This is a genomic window from Alishewanella sp. d11 (genome assembly GCF_049390205.1).
Taxonomy (GTDB): Bacteria; Pseudomonadota; Gammaproteobacteria; order Enterobacterales; family Alteromonadaceae; genus Alishewanella.
The window spans coordinates 468,850-490,702 of record NZ_CP186547.1; the positions used below are offsets into that span (position 1 = coordinate 468,850).

The following is a 21,853-nucleotide window of genomic DNA, read 5'->3' on the forward strand; positions in this document are numbered from 1 at the left end:
AACGCTATTAAGTATTTTCTCCATAAATCTTATCAGCTTTGCGTCTTTTAGTAAGTTGCATTAATTCAACACCAAGCTGATTTTTTAATACACTGACCTGTTCAATAGTGTCTTGCAGCCACTGCAAATTTTCACGCAAAAATGCTTGATACTCTAAAGAATTTTGATTAGGAGAATCTAAGGTTAAAAGAGCATGCAGTGTATCAGCTTTTTCTTGCAATTGATCAGCAGAAATATTTTCAGCCGTAATAAGGACGGTTAGCTCTGCTTTGACTTTTTCAACGTTATTTAGCAACACTGCATCTAACATATTAAGCTGCGCCTTGAGCTCTTGCAGCTTGCAGCTGATAACCACGTTCACGATCTGCAACCGGAATCTGATCCCAAGCAGACTTAATGGTTAATAAAATACCCATGACATCGTCAATTTTTTGCAAGCTATTCTCTCTGCTCGCCAAAATAAGATGATTGACCATAAAGTCATATAAAGCAGCCAGGTTGTCTGCAACTTCTTTACCGCCATCAAAATCCAATGAACCTTGCAAGGCGTTAATAATTGCCATGGACTTCGATAAGGTTGCAGATTTGCCGGCAAAATCTTTACGTTCAATAAAGCCTTTTGCCTTGGCCAGATTCTCAAGTGCGCCTTGCATAAGCAATTGAATCACGCGATGTGGGTCAGCGACGGCTAAATCATCTTTAACACCTACAGACCGATAAGCTTTAATACCATAACTCATATGCTACCTCAGGATTTAGCGTTATTAACAAAACCCGGTAAGCTTGAAAGCGCCCCAGTGATGTTGCTTTGAGTTCTTTGCAAACTTGCCAGTAAAGAATCCAAGGCGGTATATCTTTTACGCATAGATTCTTCGTAACTAGCTATATATCGGCTGGCTGCCTCAGCATCTTTAGTATTTTTATCAAGTTGCGTTCTAATTGATTGTTCTTTGGTCGCTATCAAGCCACCCGCTTGACTAAATTCTTTAATAAAATTATCTAACTGAGTAGAGATGCCATTTTCACCATCAAAAAGTTTGGCAATATTATCAAAGTTTTCATCAAGGGCTTTATCAAAACGTTGACGGCCGGTTTCACCGCCAAACTCCGTTGAACCCGCAATTTCTAATTTACCGTCTTTATTAAAGGTTATACCCAGTGCATACAAGGTAGACAACGACGGATCCGCGTCAGCAACGTTACCACCCAGCATAGCGCGCATTTGAGACATGAGATTACGTGGCATCGGATCGGCACTTAAGGCACCGCCCTCAGAGGTCACCGTTTTACCATCTGAACCGAGTGTTCTTGGTCTGGTCAGTGAACTAATTTGATCCACTAAGGCGTTGTAACTGGTTATGAACTCTTCAATTTTCTGTTTCGCTTGATCTTTATCAGTCGCTATCGCTAATTGCGCATTATTACCTGCCGGAGTTTCAGCTTTTACCACAATACTCACGTCTTGAATGGTATTGGTAAAGGTATTACTACTACTGCGCGCTACGATACCATCGACTTCGATAATGGCATCCTGTGAAGCTTGACTAGTGATAAGTTGACCGCTGGAGATAGTATCAAGCTCGCTGTTATTATTGGAAACCACTAAACCATTACCATCACCCGTAACGCTAGAGGTGAAAACCAGTTTAGTTCCCGTTGTGCCACCGGCATTGATGATGTTGGCATTTACACCAAAATTGTCTGTGCTTTGATTTATTTTTTGCCGCAACTGATTTAGCGTCATGTTTGCGGTGACCTCTATATCAAAGGTCTTATCCCCCGCGGTAAAGGTTAAAATGCTATCTGAGGTTGCGACAACATCATCAGAACTGGTAAAAACTGCATTAGCACTTTCTAACCGTGACCCCGTAGCAAGTTGGTTAACCTTAATATCGAAGTTTGCAGCAGAAGCAGATCGAGAAGCGGTTGCCTCAATATAGGTTTTATTTTCAGTAGGCTGAGTAACCGTAGCGCTTCGGGCGTTTAAATTGTTTGCTGTTAACTGCTTTAATGAGGTTTGGAAAGTTGATAAAGCCGATTTCAACCTTCCAAAACCTGATAATGACGCATCTAACGTTTTTTTAGTCGTATTAATTCTGGCAAAGCGGGAATCACGCTCAACCTGAACAAAGGTTGTGACCAGTTCATTTAGCGGTAATCCTGATGCTGAACCTAGAAAATTAATATTGGACATAACAACCTCATACTTTGTTATCGACTAGCAAACCTATTGACTGCCCCATTTGTTCTTGTAAACGTTTAACATCTTGTGCAACTTTTAACAACTCTTCTGACGGAATTTGCTTTATAACTTCATCAGTTTGTTTGTCACGTAGTTTTATGACTGAACGACCGGATATGTCGTCAACAGAAAAACTCAAATTACGCTCTTTGATGACAGGAACCTGATTCAGCGTGTTTATGGCTTCATTCAGGTTATCTGGCGTCATTGCCGCAGGTGTTTCAGTTTCAGTGATTTTCTTAGCTGTGGCACCTTGCAACAGGGTATTGCTAACAGTTGCATCCCGTACATTTTGCTCGCTAACATAATTAGCGAGATTCAGCACACTTGAAGAATTCGTTACACTGCTCATATTGTCGCTCCAGATTGGCGCGCGGAGGTGAAAATACTACCATTTTCACCGCCGCGAAGCATTAGCTAGTTTAGCCTAGTAATGAAAGCGCTGCCTGAGGCCGCTGATTAGCCTGAGCTAATACAGTCGTACTGGTTTGCTGCAGAATCTGTGAGCGTGTTAACTCAGCGGTTTCTTTGGCAAAGTCAGTATCACGGATCCGCGCTCTTGCACCTGATACGTTTTCAGAGATATTGGTCAGGTTACGAATCGTGGCCTGGAAGCGGTTTTGAATCGCACCTAAGTCCGCACGAGTTCCGTCGATAATACCAATAGCGCTGTCGATCAACGCTAGCGCCGCTGAAGCACCTGAAACAGATGAAATGCTTAAATCACTTAATCCCAAACCTGAAGTGCCAAAACCTGCTGCTCTTGACAAGTTCACAGAGATATTCTGATCAGCGTTAGCGCCTACTAAGAATTTTGCTGAATAATTGCCATCTAACAAGTTTTGAGTACCAAATTGCGTAGTAGTTGCAATACGGCTCATCTCAACTTTTAATGCAGAAACTTCTTTCTGTAAGGCAATCCGATCATCATCACTATTAATACCGTTTTGTGATTGGATAGCCAGTACACGGATCCGTTGCAATGAGTTGGTAATTTCTTCCATTGCACCTTCTGCAACCTGAGCAACAGAGATACCGTCATTCGCGTTACGCGCAGCCTGATCTAAGCCGTTAATTTGACTAGTTAAACGGTTTGAGATCTGCAGACCAGCAGCATCATCAGATGCACTATTAATCCGGAAACCAGATGATAAGCGTTTAAACGCAGTATCCAAAGAGTTACCAGAGTTTACTAACTGCCGCTGCGCGTTTAGCGACGAAGTATTAGTATTTACAAATAAAGCCATGAGTCACTCCTTAGTTTTTAACTGACATTAAGCTGTTAAAAACTCATTAAGAAATAGCATTGTTTAGTTTAATAGGCCAAGCTGCAACTTGGCTTATTTAAGTTATCGGCAGGTTTAAGTAGGACTTTAGGCTTTTTTTTAATTTTTATAAAAAAACCAGCTGTTTTTTAAAACAACTGGTTTTTTATAAATCAAGAGCGTTATAAGTGAGCCACCTTTTACGCATAGGAAACTGATAAACTCTTGAGACACATCACTAAACTGCAATTTAATTTTGTGCCAACCTAACTACTGTAAAAATTGTAATGCCGCTTGCGGTCTTTGGTTCGCTTGGGCTAACACACTGGTACTACTTTGCTGCAAAATTTGATTTCTGGTTAACTCTGATGTCTCTTTAGCAAAATCAGCATCTCGAATTCGACTGCGGGAGGCTGAAACGTTCTCTGTTATGTTACTCAGGTTTTTCATTCTTGAATTGACTGCATTTTGTGTTGCACCAAGCTCGGCACGTTGGGCATCGGCAACATCAATGGCGTTATCAACGACATCAAGAATACTGCCCAGATCATCCGTTTCAAGATTCAGTCCTTGTAAACCTAACCCCGTCACATCAGTGTTAAATCGTCGCTCAAGCTTTATCTCAATGTTCTGACCAGAATTTGCCCCCACTAAAAATTTTTTAGTGCCAGCACTACCATCTAATAAGGACGAATTGCCAAAGGTGGTGTTATTAGCAATTCCATCAATCACATTAAGCCCTTGCTCAAACCCTTGCTGTAATGCCTGAAGCTGATCTGACGAATTTATACCATTGCCCGCCTGTAGTGTTAATACCCGTATTCGCTGCAGCGTATTAACAATTTCTTCTATCGCTCCCTCAGTCACTTGCGCCAGAGAAATAGCATCATTTGCATTCCGCGTTGCTTGCGTGAGCCCATCAATCTGGCTGGTGAGACTCGAACTTATCACCAAACCAGCTGCATCATCAGCAGCACGGTTTACTCTTAGGCCTGACGACAATCGTTCAAATGCTGTTGTCAGGCCAGTGTTGCTATTACTTAACATTCTCTGGGTGGTTAGGGACGATACATTGGTATTAACCGTTAATGCCATCTCTTTTCCCTATTTAAAAACAAGTCATTGCCTGCCTTGTTGCTTAACTACCCCATAAATTTTATAAACTCTTACTGCAGTAAACTCAGTGCAGCTTGTGGCCGCTGATTCGCCTGAGCTAATACTGTAGAACTGGTTTGCTGCAATATCTGAGTACGGGTTAATTCTGCCGTTTCTTTGGCAAAATCCGTATCACGAATACGCGCCCGAGCCCCTGATACGTTCTCAGAAATATTGGTTAAGTTACGAATCGTGGCTTGGAAGCGGTTTTGTATTGCACCTAAATCCGCTCTGGTGCCATCAATAATACCAATGGCGCTATCGATAAAGGCTAAGGCGGCGGAGGCACCTGACACGGTTGATACGCTTAAATCGGTTAAGCCTAAACCCGAGGTACCAAAGCCGCCAGCACGTGATAAATTCACGCTGATATTTTGATCCGCATTGGCGCCCACCAGGAATTTTGCTGAGAAACCACCGGTTAGTATGTCAGTTTTACCAAACTGGGTTGTAGTTGCAATCCGGCTCATTTCCAGTTTTAACGCTGACACTTCTTTTTGCAGCGCAATGCGATCATCTTCGCTATTGATACCATTTTGCGATTGAATCGCTAATACGCGGATACGTTGCAGTGAGTTAGTGATCTCTTCCATTGCACCTTCTGCAACCTGAGCCAGCGAAATACCGTCGTTCGCGTTACGCGCTGCCTGGTCTAAACCATTAATTTGGCTGGTTAAGCGGCTGGAAATTTGCAGACCAGCGGCATCGTCAGCTGCACTGTTAATCCGAAAGCCTGAAGATAAACGTTTAAAAGCGGTGTCCAGCGCGTTGCCAGAATTCACCATTTGACGTTGCGCATTTAAAGACGATACGTTGGTGTTTACAAATAAAGCCATGATGTATTCCTCAAGATTATGTCTCTACAATTTGGCGTTTATCATTTCTCGCCGCTTGTATAAATTTATCGACCTCCCGACAAAAAACTTTAGAGGAAAAAAAACTCTTTAAAAAACAATGAAAAAGCCCCCATAAAGGGGGCTTTTTTTTAGGCGTAAATTTAGCCTTGTAGTAAGCTCAGTGCAGCTTGCGGCCGCTGGTTAGCCTGAGCTAATACTGTAGAACTGGTTTGCTGCAATATCTGAGTACGGGTTAATTCTGCCGTTTCTTTGGCAAAATCCGTATCACGAATACGCGCTCGGGCACCTGATACGTTCTCAGAAATATTGGTTAAGTTACGAATCGTGGCTTGGAAGCGGTTTTGTACCGCACCTAAATCCGCTCTGGTACCATCAATAATGCCAATGGCGCTATCGATAAAGGCTAAGGCGGCGGAGGCACCTGACACGGTTGACACGCTTAAATCGGCTAAGCCTAAACCCGAGGTACCAAAACCACCGGCACGTGATAAATTCACGCTGATATTTTGATCCGCATTGGCGCCCACCAGGAATTTTGCTGAGAAACCACCGGTTAATAAATCTGTTTTACCAAACTGGGTTGTGGTCGCAATCCGGCTCATTTCCAGTTTTAACGCTGACACCTCTTTTTGTAGCGCAATACGATCATCTTCGCTATTGATACCATTTTGCGATTGAATCGCCAGCACGCGGATGCGCTGTAAAGAGTTAGTAATCTCTTCCATTGCACCTTCCGCAACCTGCGCTAGAGAAATGCCGTCATTGGCGTTACGCGCTGCTTGGTCTAAACCATTAATTTGACTGGTTAAGCGGTTAGAAATCTGTAAACCTGCAGCATCATCAGCTGCACTGTTAATCCGAAAGCCTGAAGATAAACGTTTAAAAGCGGTGTCCAGCGCGTTGCCAGAATTCACCATTTGACGTTGCGCATTTAAAGACGATACGTTGGTGTTTACAAATAAAGCCATGATGTATTCCTCGCAATTTATCTGGTCGTTTCAAGCATTTGTTAGTGTGCTTGCCGTGATAATTAGTTATCGGAAACGCTGAGAAAAACTTGAGGGATTTTTTAAATTTTAAAAAATTAAAGAATATAAAAAGATAAAGCCGTTAAAATCATAAAAATAAAAAACTATAAAATCAAAAGCTTACACTTTATCAAAATGTTCTACCGGATAAAATCAAATAGCGTTGTCGCAGCAATTTTTGAAAAAACCGTCGAAGCAGCTTGCAATGCAACCTCCTGTTTTTTGATTTCAGTCAAGGCTGCTGCAAAGTCGACTTCAGCAATATCTGCTTTATAGCCTTTATTATTAATAACTAAATCAGCGTTACTATCAAACACACTGTCTAACACATTAATTCGGCCACCAATATTAGCCATGGTGTTATCTACATTACGAGCACTATTATCTGTTTGCACCAGAACATCAGAGATCGACTCTAAGAAATCATCACCAGTTAATGCTGGGTTTTGTAGTGCACTAATAAAATCTTGTAAAGTATCTAGAATATTTTTTTTATCTGGGGTTTGCAGTTCAAAATCGATCTGACCAGGCACCGCGGCAGGGCCTGCTAGTGATAAAGATAAACCATTAAAGTTAATGGCGGCCCCTGGCGTGTAGATCCCCGTAATAGGAGGAACCGTAGGAGCACCATTGTTAAGCACTTGAAACGTATTAGTCGCATCGATAGCAACGCTATAAGCATTATTTGCAGGCACTTGGCTATCATAATTCGCGCGGAAAAATTGATCAAAGCGCGCCTGATCTGCAACTCTCAAAGACACTGAAGTGGGGCTACCTGCAGCAACAGTAGGGGGCGTAGTTTTAAAGCGTGTAAAAGTATCATCAAAAATACGTTTACCACTATCTCTGCCAGATAAACTTATTGATGGTGATATTTGCAAAGCGCGAGAACCATCATCGCCCTTAAACAGAAAGCGTCCTGAAGTTTGATCAAATTCATACGCCGGAGATTGATCCTGAAAGCCCGCAAAAATATAACCACCATCAGAGTCGCGTGTATTCATTAAATCGAAAAACTCAATTTGGATATTTTTTAGCTCAAGGGCAACGGCTTGTCGCTCCGCTTCTGTATAGGTACCATTTCCTGATGCTATAGCAAGCTGCGAAATACGATCAAAATTAGTACGCATATTACTAAGAATAGTTTCTTCAAGTGCTAAACCATTTCGAAGTAACACGCTATTTTTTTGAAATTGCTCAACTTGCGATAAGTTTTGGTCTAAGCCAAGTACCTTAGCAGAGGCGGCAGGATCATCAGCCGGTGTTAAAATTCGCGTTTGTTTTGTAAGCTGATTTTCAGCAATAGACATTTTCTTTTGAGTGTTAAGGATACCATTAAGACTTTGCCCAAACTGCATATTGAAGGTTAAACGCATAATATCACCTCAGCGACTGAAAAAGAGTGTCAAATATGGATTGCGACGTTGACAGAATTCGTGCCGCTGCGGCATAGGTTTGTTGAAACCTAACCAAATTTGCCGCTTCCTCGTCTAAGCTGACACCAGATAGTGACTCATACCAGTTTGTGGTTTGCTCTAGTATAGCCGTATTAGCTTCTTCGCTAGTTCTGGCTTGCCTTGTACGCTCACCAATATTCCCCACCGTTGTAGCATAAGACTGATTAAAACTAAAATCATTTACCCCATTATCCACAATTACGACGTTACGACGAGTCGTATTATCAGTCTGTAGTTTTACCAGCGCTAAGCCGTTGCGGTTATCACTAAAACCATTATCATTCCGTTCAATAGTAAAGCTATCTCCAACCCTAGGCACACCGCTTATGTTGAAATCAAAGCCAAGTGTTTCATCTAAGCCAGCTTCTGCTAATACGGATTTATAATTATTGTTAGTAAAATTAGCCGTACCTAACAGCGAATTGGAAGCATCCCTTACTTCAAAAGTATCAGAGCCCGTAAATAACACTGTTAAAGGGGCATTACCTAGAAAGGGCGCTACTGTCGCAGTATTTGTGACGACAATGTCTTCAATTCGACCATTTCCAAGATTGGCATTATTAAAATCGCCACGAATCGGATTAGCTAAAGCGACATCTTCTCCACGATTAGTCGCTAACTCAATATCTCTAGCCGCTTGCTGTAAGGGCTTTAACATAAAACGATCACCGACGTTAGCTCCGGGGCTAATGGTTATCTCTAACCCGTACAGATCCAGATTATTTGGATCTGTTGGAATCATACTGTCTGAATTTAACACTACCTGCGAAGTAAAATCTAAACTATCTATTATCTTAGCTGAGCCTGAAATAACTTCCCCCTTACTATTAAGCGCTTCCACTGTTACCTGATTCGCACCAGTAATAGTCACTAAAAAGTCATTAGGGGGAAGCTGCTTGCCTTTACCAGGCTCTAAAGCAACACTGATCGCTGCGGTACCAGTATTTTCTCGAAAATTTAAACCATTAAACACAGGTAAACGAAACAGCTCAGTCCCTAAGTTACCGTCTAAGGTCAAACCCAGCTTATTTTGCCGATTTAAGGCATCTGTCAGAGACAACGCCAACTGGCCCAGTTGAATTTGTGTGGGATCTAAGATTTCTTCCCGAAACGCTACCAAAGCCCCTAACTTACCACCAATACTTTTTGAGTTAACATCACGCAAAACATTGGAGTTCGAATTTAGCTGCAATTGTAATTCTTTTCGAGTGGGATCAGGGTTACCTTGTAAGGATAACAACCGAAAGTCGCCCTGTTCCACCACTAAAGATTGGCCATCATTCATAAACACCAGTTTTTCACCGTTGGCCGCATCCAGCACATTGATTTCCATCATTTCAGATAGCTTCAAAATAGCCAAATCACGTTTATCAAGCAAATCAAGCGGAATTGGTCGGGTTGCGCCTTTGCCATAAGCCGCAATATCTTTGTTATAAATGGCAATTTGCTTAATCATGTCATTCGCTTCGTTAACATAAATATCAAATTGATCATTTATAAATGACTCTTGGTCTTTTAGCAGATTTGACATGCCTTCAAAGCGGTTTAGCAGTGATTGTGCGCTTCCTATAACTAACTGTCGATTTGACGGCTGTACTGGATCATTATTAGCAGTTTGCAACTGCGTAAACAGATCATTCATCCCTGTAGCTATACTATTTGCTGGATTTGAAAATAGTGCATCAACTCGATTAGCTTCAGAAACAAACTGTTGCGAGAAAGCAAAGTTGGATGTGTCTCGCCGCAGCTGTTTCAGCGTGAAATCATTAACCAACCGCTCAGTTGTGCCGCGTCCCACCCCAAAACCAAGAGGATCAGAGATAAATTCAGTCCGTTGCCGAACATAGCCCTCAGTATTAATGTTCGCAATGTTATTACTGGTTGTACCAAGCAAAATGCTATTCGCTCTTATTGCAGAGGTGCCAATTTTTAGTAAATTATCAGACATTGCTTACTCCGGGGCAACTTACTTGCCTATTCACTTTGTTCATCGGCTGCAAGGGTAAAATCTTGAGCCCGGTTTAATTCTTGGCGCACTTTTTCAAAGGCTGAGCTGTTAAATACCGACATAATTTTTTGTGCATAATTTGGATCGGTTGCATACCCAGCCGCTTGTAACTCACTAAAATAGGCAGCGGGCTCATGTGCTACCGCAACGGCTTGCTGATAGCGCACACTGTTACTAATAAACTGAGTATAGTCCTGGAGACTATGCTCTGGTGAATCGTACGCACGAAACTTAGCCTGCTCTTTACGCGCCACGCCCTGACGATACTCTAAGGTATCCACCACAGCGGTATTTCCCTGCCAATTGCGGCTGGCTTTAATACCAAATAAGTTAAAACTATTGTCACCGCCAGCAGTTTTAATCATGCGCTTACCCCAGCCCGTTTCTAGCGCGGCCTGCGCAATCAATGCCAAAGGATCTAAGCCTAAGGTGCTAGCAGCTTGTTTGGCGGCAGGTAGTAAACTACGAATAAACTCCACGGGTGAATCAACACGAAATTCTGGGCTGCTGGTTTCTTTTGTTCTCGTTGTAGCATCCATCTTAGTTTGCGCCATTTCAACCGCTTTAGCGGCTTCTGCCCGTTCACGCTGTTGTTGTAACTTTTCTATTATGGGACTGAGTTGTGATAACTCTCGCCGTCCTGGTTGTATCACATCTGCTTGGACTAACTGGTGCATCGCTTGCGCTTTTAGCAAAGCAAAATCCTGTTCTTGATTGGCGTGCTGTGTTTCAGGCATCTCCAATGCTCTAACATTAAGCGCCCCAGGTAGCTGTAATAACTCCGTTTGCTTACGCTGCTTAGCTATTGCCTGTGGGTCAAGTTGTTGTACCAATAAATCAGCCAAACCTAACGAGCCTTTTTGCGCTAAATCAGAGGCCATCTGGCTATCATGCATATCGCGGTAAAACTCGGTAGTTTGGCTGTTCATCATGCCTTCGGCTTCAAAGGCAGCATTGGCTTGGCGCATACTTTTCAATAACATATTGAAAAATATTGCTTCAAACTGCTCAGCGGCTTGTCGTAACCCGACTTTTTCATCATTACGACCAGCTGCTCTTATCTGTTGTAAGCTGTTTAAATCATGATAAGAGTGCTGTAATTTGCCACTGTTCATCTTAGATCACCACAAGTTCGCCGTGAATCGCACCCGCTTCTTTTAGCGCTTCCAAGATTGCCATTAAATCACCGGGTGCCGCGCCAACGGCATTAACGGTTCTCACCAGTTCATCTAACGTGACGCCTGGGTCAAATTTAAACATTCTGGAGTTTTCAGGATTAACATTGATAATGCTGTCTTCAACTACCACTGTTTCACCATCGGCTAACGGGTTAGGCTGTACCACACGCGGGTTTTCTTCAATACTTACTGTTAAACCACCATGGCTAACAGCAGCTGGAAAGAGCCGAACATCTTTACCAATCACGATGGTACCAGTACGAGAGTTGATAATGATCTTCGCCGACTGATCCGCGGGTTGAAAGGTCAAGTTCTCTAGCACGGATAAATAAGCAACACGTTGACTGACATCACGTGGTGCTCTGACTTGGATAGACGAAGCATCTAAAGAATGAGCGGTTTCTGGCCCCATAAAACCATTAATCGCTTCAGCAAGGCGTTTTGCCGTAGTAAAATCCGGTCGCTTTAAGTTAAAGGTAATAAAATCACCTTGTGCAAAGGGAGACTCCACTTCTCGCTCGACAACGGCACCGTTCGGAATACGCCCTACCGTAGGGGTATTAACCAGAATACGGGAACCATCTAGACCTTCAGCACCTAAACCACTAACAATTAAACTGCCCTGAGCAACCGCATACACGTTACCATCTAAGCCAGTTAAAAAAGTCTGTAATAACGTACCGCCGCGTAAGCTTTTCGCACTGCCAACGGAAGACACCGTAATATCAATAGTCTGACCGGGTTTAGCAAAGGCAGGTAATTCGGCATGGATAGCCACCGCTGCCACATTTTTTATCTGAGTGCGAGCACCAGCAGGCAAGTTAATTCCAAAACTTGCGAGCATAGTCCGAAAGCTTTGCTCGGTAAAAGGACTCTGCTCGCCGGTACCCGGTAAACCTACTACTAAACCATAGCCAATTAATTGGTTACTGCGCACACCTTGAATATCTGCAACATCTTTTATCCTGGCCGCGCTAACCGGTAAGCTAAGTGCTAATAACCCTAGCAGCGTAAATTTAAGCAGATTACGCATAGTGAACTCCTAAAATGGCCACAGCGGACCATTGAAAAACTGAGTTAACCAACCAGGTGCTTGACCACCATGGTGAGAGCCAGTACCACTGTATTCAATTCTTGCATTAGCAATCTTGGTAGACTCCACCGTATTATTGACATCGACATCTTGCGGCCGAATCACGCCTGTAAGGCGGATATATTCTTTACCGGTATTTAACGTGAGCCACTTTTCACCACGGATCACCAAGTTACCATTGGCCATGACCTGCAGCACATTGACAGAAATATCTCCAACCAGACTGTTGCTTTGGTTCGCTTTTGCATCACCTTTAAAATCTTGGCTACTACTAGAACCAAGCTGTAACACATTGCCACCAATTGAGGCACTGCGACCACCAATATTCAACGGATCAAAAGCCGTATTACTGTCTTTTTTCGACTCGGTTTTCGCATTTTTTGATGCTTGCGTTTTCTCACGTAGTACCACGGTAATAATATCGCCCTCATGTCGAGCTTTATTATCCGAGTACAAACTATTGGAATGACTTTGCGTAAAGAGCGATCCGTTTCGCACCACAGGCCTTGGCGCAGGCTCCGGTGGCAAGGGGGCGAAATAAGGATCATCGGGTCTAGCCTCTGTTGTTGAGGCACAGCCCGTCAGTACACTAGCAATCAAACCAAGCAAAACGACTATTAGCAGATTACGCATATTAGCTACCTACCTTATAACTGCTGAATCACAAAACCAAGCATTTGATCAACCGTGGAAATTACTTTAGAGTTCATTTCATACACGCGCTGACTTTCAATTAAGCTGACTAATTCCTCGGTTACATTTACGTTAGATGTCTCTAAGGCGCCTTGCACGATAATACCGAGCCCCTCTAAACCAGGGATCCCCTGTACAGGCTCGCCGCTGGCAGGAGTTTGACTAAATAAATTTTGCCCTATAGGCTCTAAGCCTGCAGGATTAATAAAATTCGTGACGGTAAGCTGCCCTAGAACCGCACTTTCTACCTGCCCCGCTAAACGCACTGAAACTTCGCCATCCTGTGAAATAACAATGCCAGTGGCATCGGGCGGAACGACTATATTGGGCTGTACTTGGTAGCCCGCGCCTGAAGTGACCACGTTACCTTCACCATCCACAGTAAACTGGCCATTTCGGGTATAGGAAATGGTACCATCCGGCATTAACACTTCAAAAAAGCCATGGCCTTGAATCATGATATCAAGGCTGTTCTCGGTGGCGATTAAATTGCCCTGCGTAAAGCTTTTTTGAGTAGCTACCACTTTCGTACCAGCACCAATCATTAAGCCATTTGGGAGCTCAGAGTTTTGCGAAGAGCGCCCACCCGGTTGGTTAATGTTTTGGTAGAGTAAGTCTTCAAATACGGCTCGGCTCTTCTTAAAACCAACAGTACTGGCATTTGCCAAGTTGTTAGAGATAACCGAGATATCACGCTGCTTGGCGTCTAATCCCGTTTTACTTATCCACAATGCTGGATGCATTTCTACCTCCTGGGCTAACGCCCTGTTAATCTGCTTATAAGCCTGTTTAACTTATCTGCGAAAAATGATGTCAATAAATTCATCAAGCAAAACTTATCCCATAATGCGCAACAACTGATTTTGTTGCTGATCCATTCTTTCAGCTTGTTTCATCATTTTTACCTGCAACTCAAATTGCCGCTGTAAGCTAATCATCGTAGTCATTTCGCCCACTGCATTGACATTACTGCCTTCATAAGCGCCATTCAGTAACGACACCTCCGCACTGGCTTCAGCAGGTTGCCCATCTTTGCGACGAAATAAACCATCATTACCTTTCACCAAATCGACAAATGCGGGCTTAACTAATTTAATACGCCCCACCTCTTCTAGCACATTGGCTGGCGCACCTTGAGCTCGGGCACTGATGGTGCCATCAATGCCAATTTCCATTTTTGCCAAAGGTACAGGCAATTGTACTGGGCCAGCATCGCCCATCACCGCTAACCCATTCGCCGTGGTTAAAATGCCCTCAGGAGTAAGTTGTAGATTACCGGCCCGGGTATAAGCTTCATTGCCATTTTTATCTTGAACGGCAAACCAGCCGTCTCCTTGAATGGCAATATCTAACTCGCGCTCGGTAATGATCATGGCGCCGCTGTCAAAGTTTTGACCAGGGCTCTCCGTCATTGAGAAGACCCGTGTTGGTAAGCCGTCACCGAAGGCTTGCATACTGCGAGCTTGTTCAAAATCGGCTTTAAAACCCACCGTACCGGTGTTGGCCAGATTATTAGCGCGAACGCTGATGCCATTCATATTTTCTTTAGCACCGCTCATCGCGATATATAACAGACGATCCATCACTCACCTCATCGGAATAGCGAATTAAACTTAGTTATTAAGTAAGCAATAACAGTGCCAACGTGAATTTATAGTTTGAATGTTTAAATTATGCGAAGTGAGGCAAGGTAAAATGAAAAAACCACCCGCAGGTGGTTTTTGAAGTAATAAGAAATTATCGGATCTGTAAGATCGTTTGTTGTAGCGAACTATTTACTTCCAACGCACGCGAGTTGGCTTGGAAGTTACGTTGTGCACTGATCAGATCAACCAGCTCCGTTGTTAAATTGACGTTAGATTGCTCTAATGCTGAAGAGTTAATAGCGCCAAAAGTGCCGGTATTTCCTTGACCAGAAATGGGTTCACCAGAGGTAATCGATTGCTTCCAAGAGGTATTACCGACTTGTTTAAGGCCTTGGGAGTTTGCAAATCGTACCATGGTTACCTGCGCTAAATAAGCCGAATCACCATTGCTGTAACTGGCTAATACTTTACCAAAGGCATCGATATCTACTCCAGTTAGGTTACCAACAGTGGCACCATCCTGACTTAGATTGCTGACATCAAAAGCTGAAGCAAATTGCGTAGGCAATCGCACACCAGAAGCATCGCGGAAGTTAATTACCAAATCTCTAGGAAATTGCGCGCCATTAGTGAGATATTCCCCAGCAACATCATTGAGAACGTTGTTAGGCAAGGTGACTCTTGGTACATTGCCCGATAATAGCGGTGCTGATGGCGGATCGGTAGGTAAAATAAAATTACCATTGGCATCGAAAAAGATCGAATTACCTTGGAATACTACGTTTGCACCGGGAGCAGGATTAGCTTGTGCATTCGAATCTCTACCTACTTCGTTAAACATCACAAATGTTTGCCATTCATTCCAAGTTTCGTTCGGATCAGCAGGGTTGGCTTTCTCTATTTTTCGAAAATAGGTCGTGACAATATGCGCTTCACCTAAACTGTCATAGACCGTAACTGAGGTAGAATGCGTATAAGTTGAACGATCGCCTGGCCGGAATAAATCGGGATCACGATCTTGCGCTACGCTACGAGAATCGACATTCATCGACAGGAAGATTTGACTGGTAGCCCTTGGTGCGCCAGCCGAGGTGGGAATAGAAATCGGCTGAGTGGTACTTAAACTGACTGATTGATTTTCACCCGTGACAGGATCAACAGCAAAGCCTTGTAAAAAGTTACCATTGTTATCAACAATAAAATTATCTTTATCAAGTTTAAAAGCGCCGCCGCGGGTATAGGTCATATCTTGGGAAAACCTATTGGGGGTCAGTGCAAAAAAACCTTCACCGGTAATGGCTAAATCCAGCGAGTTATTGGTAAATTGTAAAGATCCTTGGCTAAATTGCTGTGCAACCAAAGATGTAGTAACACCATCACCGACCTTTGTTCGGCCTGAAGCAAAAATGGAGGTTGCATAAACATCGGCAAATTCAGCTCGTGATTCCTTAAAACCAGTAGTATTAACGTTAGCAATGTTGTTTGCCGTTACATCTAAATCTTTTTGTGCTGCGGCAATGCCGCTTAACGCTATATTAAAACTCATAACTCACCTCACTTACTTAAGTGTAAGAAACCTCTAAAACATCACCTAGTTTAACAGCACCTAAGCCTAGTAAATTCAATAGGATGCCTTGACCATTGCTGTTCATGCTGACACTACCTACCGGCGTATAAACATTCGCAGGTAAACTGGCCGTGGTTCCATCGTTGTAACTTGCTTCAACTTTTAATTTATAGGTGCCTGCGCGTACTCGTTCCGCTAATTGGCCGTCTACGCTATCTACACTACTTTCGCCAGAAGGAAGATAGCTGCCATCCCATATAAAGGTATTACGGCCCATACTGGGGTTTTGCATACTAAAACTTTGAATGAGCTCACCTTTTTCGTTCTCTATCATCACTCGGAGCGAGCTGGCCGGTTTTTCCAGTTCAATAGTGCCGCGAGCCAATGAATCACCCGTAAAAACAATTTGATCTGACTTCGTCAATACCGAGCGTCCGACCAATGAGGATGCCTGTAATGCTTGATTGGAAGTCATGCTTTGCGCCAAACTTGAAAAGTTTTCATTTAACTTGCCAATGCCATCTGCAGTTGTGAAGTTAGTCATCTGAGCAATCATTTGATCATTATCAACAGGTTTGGTGGGATCTTGATAAGCCAGTTGCTGCGTCAGCAGCGCAAAGAAATCAGACTGTGTTAAGGCGCCATTATTTTTATCTGCGACTTTATTAGTCGTATCCCAATACATGCCATCTAACGCAGGGTTTTTATTAATCGTTGTCATAATTCAGCCCTTATTATCCCTGACCCATACGCAGGGTTCGCATCAACATCTGTTTCGCGGCATCCGCTGTTTGCACATTGGTTTCATAAGCACGTGAAGCTGAAATCATATTCGCCATTTCTTCCATAATGTTCACATTGGGTTTATAAACATAACCATTTTCATCGGCCAAAGGATGATTTGGGGCATATTCCACATTAGGTGGCGCATCTGATTCCACAATACCGAGTACCGTTACACCACGACCGGCATCTTGTTGCCGCTTCGCTTCCGATAACTCTGCCGCGAATACCGGATGTCGACCACGATACACTTGATCTATACTGCTGCTAACTGAATTCGCATTAGCAATATTACTGGCTGTCGTGTTCATGCGAACAGATTGCGCCGTCATGCCAGACCCGGCAATATCAAAAACTTTAAATAAGCTCATAATTATTGTCCTGTACCTTTTAAGGCTTTTTGCAAACCACTGATCCGACTATTTAAAAACTGTAAACTGGTCTGGTACTCAATCGCGTTTTGCATCATGGCATTACGCTCTCGATGCATATCTACGCTATTGCCATCGCCGGTATCCGGCTGGTCTGGGTTGCGATATTTCATTTCTTGGCGCACGGCGGTAGAAATAGCAAAATGCCCATTATGCGTTCTGCTAATCGGCTGGGATTGTTTAGATTGGGCGTTAGTTAAGGCTTGTTGAAAATCAAGATCTTTCGCTTTATAGCCTGGAGTATCAGCGTTTGCGATATTTTCTGATAACACTTGGGCGCGGCGATCGCGAACCAGCAACGCCTGTTGGTGTAAGCCAAATGCTTTATCAAAACTGATTGCCATTTTTTTGCCACCTTATGTTGAACTTTCAACCTAAGAATGCAAAGAGCAGGCCAATTTTTAATAACTAGATTTTTTTACGATAAATGATGCCAGGGTTACAACGCAGCATTTCAAAATCTTCATTCAGACTCGACAATGATTCTGATGCGCCTAAAATCAGATAACCTCGACTGTTTAAAGACTGGGCAAATTGACGGATAATTTTGGCTTTTACCTCGGGTGAAAAATATATCAACACGTTACGGCAAAAAATAATATCAAACTTGCCGAGTAAGGTATAACTGTCTAACAAGTTCAAATGGCGAAAACTGACCTTTTTGCGGACGGGTTCTTTTACGCGCATCATCCCTTTACCGCTATCTTCAAAAAAACGCGCTCGCCGCTCTGGCGATAACCCTCGGGCTAAGGCTAAACCATCATACTCAGCTCGTTGACAGTGTTCTAACATCGTATTAGAGATATCAGTACCTAACACACTCACGCCACCAGCAAAAGAAGATGGCCGCCCTTGTTGGTACTCCATTACCGTCATAGAAATAGAATAAGGCTCTTGACCTGAGGAGCTGGCAGCTGACCAAATTTTGACACTGCGGCAAGTTTTTTCCAACTCTGGCAATAATTGGTTCTTCAATAACTCATAAGGATAGGTATCTCGAAACCATAAGGTTTCATTAGTCGTCATCGCATCTATCACTGCAGAGCGTAACTGCCGCTCAAAAGGACTCATCGTTTTATTAACTAATTCAGACAGTGTTGCTATGCCAAAACGCTGCATCAGAGGAGCTAAACGGCTTTTAACTAAATACTGCTTATTATCGCCAAGTACAATACCGCATTGTTGCTCCAAGAAGTCTCGGAACTGCTTGTACTCAGACTCCTGTAATTGCTTACTCTCCACGAAATATCCTTAGCAATTAATCAACATGTAACCATTTTTGCACAGACTGCGCTAACTCATCTGGATTGAATTTAGCAATAAAATCTTCAGCACCCACTTTCTGTACCATTTGCTGGTTGAATACCCCACTTAACGAAGTATGCAGAATAACGTGTAATCTTTTTAATTTAGGATCTGCTTTAACTTCAGCGGTTAAGGTGTAGCCATCCATATCTGGCATTTCAATATCAGAAATGAGTAGCCCAACCTTTTCGGTGATTGACTCTTTGCATTCTTTTGCAAGTTGTTGCAAATAGACTAAGGCTTCTCGGCCGTTATTAACTAAATGCATTTGCACGCCTAAGGGTTCAAGCGAACGCTTAACCTGATTCCTGGCAACCGCGGAATCATCTGCAATCAGAATGATGCGACCACCTAAATCAGCCGTGATACTCTTAGTGACTGCGGAATCATGAATCATTGTTGGCGAAGGAGAAATTTCTTCTAAAATTTTCTCTACATCGAGAATTTCTACCAGCTCTTTATCTATTTCTGTGACGGCCGTTAAATAACTTTGCTTACCACTGGTGCCTTTTGGCGGTGGCATAATGGCTTCCCAATTCATATTGATAATGCGTTCAACGGAGCTGACCAAGAAACCTTGAATAGAACGATTGTATTCAGCAATGATAATAAAAGCGGTTGTTAAATCGGCAATAGGCTTACCGCCTGTTGCAAGGCTTAAATCAATCACAGAAATAGTTTGCCCACGGATATGGGCGATACCACGAACAAATTTATTACGTTTTGGCATAGAAGTAAGACGTGGACATTGTAGAACTTCTCTTACTTTGAAAACGTTTATACCGTAGCGCTGCCGTCCGGCGAGTTTAAAAAGCAGTAACTCGAGCCTATTCTGTCCAACCAATTGTGTTCTTTGATTGACAGAATCCAGAATACTAGACATAAACAGCTCCTTTAAAAACCTTTAGGCGTGGTAATTGCATATCAACCATGCAAGCGTCAGAGAACTGGAGTTTAAGACCTTACAATGCATGTTATAACCCTTTACTATTAAAGCATAGCCAAACCATATGAAAAAGTACGAAAATTTTCTTATATATCTCAGCTTAACTATTTTTTTATGGCTAAGTAACCCCAGTTTTGCCTTGACCGAAACATCCTATCGGTATACGCCAGAACAGCTCACTGCGCTCGCTAGTGCTTGGGCTAAGAATGAATTATTAACCGATAACTCCGAGACAGAGTTAAGTATTACTGCTCTGGATAACAGAATTGGTCAAAAAGAATGTGCCACGCCACTGGTGTTTAGTTTGCCAGCAAACCATAATGCCAGACAAACGACGCTGCAAATTAATTGCTCAGCACCAACGCCGTGGCAGCTTTTTCTTCCCTTGAGAGTCACTGAATGGCTGGAGCTAGTTGTTGCAAAACAAAATATTAATCTTGGTACAGTCATTACTGCCGATATGTTACAAATAGAACGGCGAGAAAGGCGTCTAGTTAGAGGGCAGTTTATCCAAGAACCTGCTACTATTATTGGCAGTAGAAGTAGACGCAGCGTTAGCATTGGACAAATTATCAGCTTACAAGAACTTTGTCTTGTATGCCGTGGTGATGTTGTTACAATACAAATAAGTAACAACGGTTTGTCAGTATCCGCCAGTGGCGTTGCCCAACAAGACGGTTCTTTGGGCGATACGGTTACAGTAAAGAATCAACAATCCGGCCGCAACATACAAACTGAGGTGGTTGGGGTTAATCAGGTTAGGGTAAAATTTTAGCAAATAATGCTAAAGTTTTTTATGTAGCAGCCGTTAACCTAAACATAAGGACTAGGGTTTAGGTGATGAGGTTCTATTATGGCTATAAATATCAATAACCTGCCAAATACCGCGCAGGTAAAGGCAGATAAAGCGGACCAAGCGCTACAGCGCCAGCAAACGGTAACGCAGCAAAATGTCACTAGTCAGGCTTTACAAAAGCAAGACTCAGTTTCAATAACGCCACAAGCGCAGCAGTTTTCTAAACTACAGGAAAAAGCGGCAAATAGCAGCGGTATTGACCAAGAGAAAGTCGACAAGATTAAGCAAGCCATTGCCGATGGTAAATACAAAATCAATGTTGAACTGCTTGCTAAACGTATCATGCAATTCGAAGGCGATTTATTCGAACGTAAATGACCGAAACAGAACAGCAGATCCTAACCTTATTAAAACAACAACAAGCGCAATTGGATGCGCTTTTGTTGTTATTGCGCCAAGAATTAGATGTCTTAGTATCACGCGATTATCTTGCCTTAGACACCCTAACCGGTGAAAAAACCAAGCTGCTCTCTGAGATAAAAAGTACGGATGATCAACTTGCTACTGCAAGCGGTTTACCTGATTGTCAGCAAGAAGCATGGTTTTTGGATTTAGTTAGCGCACTTGATGCACGTTTAGAAGAATGTAAATCACAAACAGCGGTCAATCAGCAAGTGTTAGAACAAAGTCAGTTAACACTAGACAGACTCAAAAATGACATTCTAGCCAGTCGGGGAAAATCGGGTTTAACTTATACTAGCAAAGGAAAACCCGCAATTGAAAATAAAGGCGGCGGCATCAAGGCTTAAGCGGTTTACCTAGAAGAAATAACGTACGCTTCTCACATTCTGCTTTGGTTGTGTATGTTGTAAAGTGGCATATACCTCAGCAAAATCTAACTCTAACTCAGTGACATACATATCTTCCACCGCGTAGGTTTTTACCACTCTTGCACCTCTGATAAGACCTTGTACTGAGGCTTCTAATACATCATTTTGCGCGACCATCGACCTTAGCGTATTGCTACTGTCAATTCTTTGACCATAAACACGCTCAGCAAGCTCGCGGTAGGCTTCAAGCTTGGAAGCACGCATTGCCATTAGCTTGCGTTGGGTATCACTGCTACCCGGCTGAGCAGAAATCGGCGCGGCGCCTAAAGCAGTGATTACCGGAAAAGTCACCGGTGTTTCTTGTTGATATTCAATATGCCGATCAGCTACTTGGCTACAAGCGCTAACCAAAATGCTCAACAGCAGAATCGAGCCTAATTTTCTCATCGCAATCACCTTTTAAATGAATAATCTCGCTTGCTTAATTTGCGCTGATGCCTTGCTGCATCTCTTTAGCATTCACAAAGCAAAAAGTGCGCCATAGCTGTAATAGCCAACATCGTTTTCGGCATAGTAATTGCTTTAAATGGCGTAGATGTCAGCAATACTCAGTCGCTAACACTGAGACAATAG

25 protein-coding genes are annotated in these 21,853 nt (G+C 43.0%); 3 read left to right on the forward strand and 22 right to left on the reverse strand.

Annotated elements, in window-relative coordinates; genetic code table 11:
* Positions 1–7: 7 nt before the first annotated feature.
* From ACO1PK_RS02295 to ACO1PK_RS02395, 21 genes are all read right to left on the reverse strand, one after another.
* On the reverse strand, positions 8–310 hold the full coding sequence (locus ACO1PK_RS02295) for a hypothetical protein (RefSeq protein ID WP_423187069.1): 303 nt from the start codon (positions 308–310) through the stop codon (positions 8–10).
* A gap of 1 nt (position 311) precedes the next feature.
* Positions 312–740, reverse strand: coding sequence for a flagellar export chaperone FliS (gene fliS / locus ACO1PK_RS02300; protein WP_423187070.1), 429 nt, complete (start codon positions 738–740; stop codon positions 312–314).
* 8 nt (positions 741–748) lie between these two features.
* Positions 749–2,194: a flagellar filament capping protein FliD gene (gene fliD, locus ACO1PK_RS02305; RefSeq protein ID WP_423187071.1), complete on the reverse strand. Its 1,446-nt coding sequence runs from the start codon at positions 2,192–2,194 to the stop codon at positions 749–751.
* Positions 2,195–2,201: 7 nt separating this feature from the next.
* Complete coding sequence (locus ACO1PK_RS02310; RefSeq protein WP_423187072.1) at positions 2,202–2,594, reverse strand: flagellar protein FlaG; 393 nt, start codon at positions 2,592–2,594, stop codon at positions 2,202–2,204.
* 70 nt (positions 2,595–2,664) lie between these two features.
* Positions 2,665–3,489 carry a flagellin gene (locus tag ACO1PK_RS02315; protein ID WP_423187073.1) on the reverse strand — a complete coding sequence of 275 codons (825 nt, stop codon included), beginning with the start codon at positions 3,487–3,489 and terminating at the stop codon, positions 2,665–2,667.
* A 288-nt stretch (positions 3,490–3,777) separates the two neighbouring features.
* Entirely contained in the window at positions 3,778–4,602 is an 825-nt protein-coding gene (locus ACO1PK_RS02320) for a flagellin (protein WP_423187074.1), read from the reverse strand.
* Positions 4,603–4,673: 71 nt separating this feature from the next.
* Positions 4,674–5,498, reverse strand: coding sequence for a flagellin (locus tag ACO1PK_RS02325; protein WP_423187075.1), 825 nt, complete (start codon positions 5,496–5,498; stop codon positions 4,674–4,676).
* A gap of 161 nt (positions 5,499–5,659) precedes the next feature.
* Positions 5,660–6,487: a flagellin gene (locus ACO1PK_RS02330; protein ID WP_423187076.1), complete on the reverse strand. Its 828-nt coding sequence runs from the start codon at positions 6,485–6,487 to the stop codon at positions 5,660–5,662.
* A 200-nt stretch (positions 6,488–6,687) separates the two neighbouring features.
* Positions 6,688–7,923 (reverse strand): flagellar hook-associated protein FlgL, encoded by a 1,236-nt coding sequence (gene flgL / locus ACO1PK_RS02335; RefSeq protein ID WP_423187077.1) that lies wholly within the window; start codon positions 7,921–7,923, stop codon positions 6,688–6,690.
* Positions 7,924–7,927: 4 nt separating this feature from the next.
* A complete protein-coding gene (gene flgK / locus ACO1PK_RS02340) occupies positions 7,928–9,952 on the reverse strand; it encodes a flagellar hook-associated protein FlgK (RefSeq protein ID WP_423187078.1) in 2,025 nt (674 codons plus the stop codon).
* 26 nt (positions 9,953–9,978) lie between these two features.
* Positions 9,979–11,127: a flagellar assembly peptidoglycan hydrolase FlgJ gene (gene flgJ / locus ACO1PK_RS02345; protein WP_423187079.1), complete on the reverse strand. Its 1,149-nt coding sequence runs from the start codon at positions 11,125–11,127 to the stop codon at positions 9,979–9,981.
* Between the two features lies 1 nt (position 11,128).
* On the reverse strand, positions 11,129–12,223 hold the full coding sequence (locus ACO1PK_RS02350) for a flagellar basal body P-ring protein FlgI (RefSeq protein ID WP_423187080.1): 1,095 nt from the start codon (positions 12,221–12,223) through the stop codon (positions 11,129–11,131).
* A 9-nt stretch (positions 12,224–12,232) separates the two neighbouring features.
* Positions 12,233–12,916: a flagellar basal body L-ring protein FlgH gene (gene flgH, locus ACO1PK_RS02355; protein WP_423187081.1), complete on the reverse strand. Its 684-nt coding sequence runs from the start codon at positions 12,914–12,916 to the stop codon at positions 12,233–12,235.
* A gap of 14 nt (positions 12,917–12,930) precedes the next feature.
* Positions 12,931–13,719 carry a flagellar basal-body rod protein FlgG gene (gene flgG / locus ACO1PK_RS02360; RefSeq protein WP_423187082.1) on the reverse strand — a complete coding sequence of 263 codons (789 nt, stop codon included), beginning with the start codon at positions 13,717–13,719 and terminating at the stop codon, positions 12,931–12,933.
* Positions 13,720–13,812: 93 nt separating this feature from the next.
* Positions 13,813–14,559 carry a flagellar basal body rod protein FlgF gene (locus tag ACO1PK_RS02365; RefSeq protein ID WP_423187083.1) on the reverse strand — a complete coding sequence of 249 codons (747 nt, stop codon included), beginning with the start codon at positions 14,557–14,559 and terminating at the stop codon, positions 13,813–13,815.
* A 154-nt stretch (positions 14,560–14,713) separates the two neighbouring features.
* Positions 14,714–16,108 carry a flagellar hook protein FlgE gene (flgE, locus tag ACO1PK_RS02370; RefSeq protein ID WP_423187084.1) on the reverse strand — a complete coding sequence of 465 codons (1,395 nt, stop codon included), beginning with the start codon at positions 16,106–16,108 and terminating at the stop codon, positions 14,714–14,716.
* A 16-nt stretch (positions 16,109–16,124) separates the two neighbouring features.
* Positions 16,125–16,850, reverse strand: coding sequence for a flagellar hook assembly protein FlgD (locus ACO1PK_RS02375; RefSeq protein WP_423187085.1), 726 nt, complete (start codon positions 16,848–16,850; stop codon positions 16,125–16,127).
* A 13-nt stretch (positions 16,851–16,863) separates the two neighbouring features.
* Positions 16,864–17,283: a flagellar basal body rod protein FlgC gene (gene flgC, locus ACO1PK_RS02380; RefSeq protein ID WP_423187086.1), complete on the reverse strand. Its 420-nt coding sequence runs from the start codon at positions 17,281–17,283 to the stop codon at positions 16,864–16,866.
* A gap of 2 nt (positions 17,284–17,285) precedes the next feature.
* On the reverse strand, positions 17,286–17,687 hold the full coding sequence (flgB, locus tag ACO1PK_RS02385) for a flagellar basal body rod protein FlgB (protein ID WP_423187087.1): 402 nt from the start codon (positions 17,685–17,687) through the stop codon (positions 17,286–17,288).
* 64 nt (positions 17,688–17,751) lie between these two features.
* Positions 17,752–18,585, reverse strand: coding sequence for a CheR family methyltransferase (locus ACO1PK_RS02390; RefSeq protein WP_423187088.1), 834 nt, complete (start codon positions 18,583–18,585; stop codon positions 17,752–17,754).
* Between the two features lie 16 nt (positions 18,586–18,601).
* On the reverse strand, positions 18,602–19,531 hold the full coding sequence (locus ACO1PK_RS02395) for a chemotaxis protein CheV (protein WP_423187089.1): 930 nt from the start codon (positions 19,529–19,531) through the stop codon (positions 18,602–18,604).
* Between the two features lie 127 nt (positions 19,532–19,658).
* Here ACO1PK_RS02395 and flgA point away from each other — a divergent pair, with 127 nt between their 5' ends.
* The 3 genes from flgA to flgN all read left to right on the forward strand — a co-directional run bounded on the left by flgA (position 19,659) and on the right by flgN (position 21,199).
* Positions 19,659–20,369 (forward strand): flagellar basal body P-ring formation chaperone FlgA, encoded by a 711-nt coding sequence (gene flgA / locus ACO1PK_RS02400; RefSeq protein ID WP_423187090.1) that lies wholly within the window; start codon positions 19,659–19,661, stop codon positions 20,367–20,369.
* 78 nt (positions 20,370–20,447) lie between these two features.
* A complete protein-coding gene (gene flgM / locus ACO1PK_RS02405; RefSeq protein ID WP_423187091.1) occupies positions 20,448–20,768 on the forward strand; it encodes a flagellar biosynthesis anti-sigma factor FlgM in 321 nt (106 codons plus the stop codon).
* Positions 20,765–21,199: a flagellar export chaperone FlgN gene (flgN, locus tag ACO1PK_RS02410; protein WP_423187092.1), complete on the forward strand. Its 435-nt coding sequence runs from the start codon at positions 20,765–20,767 to the stop codon at positions 21,197–21,199. The genes flgM and flgN overlap by 4 nt, the downstream gene beginning before the upstream one ends.
* 9 nt (positions 21,200–21,208) lie before the next feature.
* Here the strand turns inward: flgN and ACO1PK_RS02415 are convergent, their stop codons facing one another.
* The gene (locus ACO1PK_RS02415; protein ID WP_423187093.1) at positions 21,209–21,667 is read right to left on the reverse strand and encodes an LPP20 family lipoprotein; all 459 of its coding nucleotides are present in this window, start codon (positions 21,665–21,667) and stop codon (positions 21,209–21,211) included.
* Between the last annotated feature and the right edge of the window lie 186 nt (positions 21,668–21,853).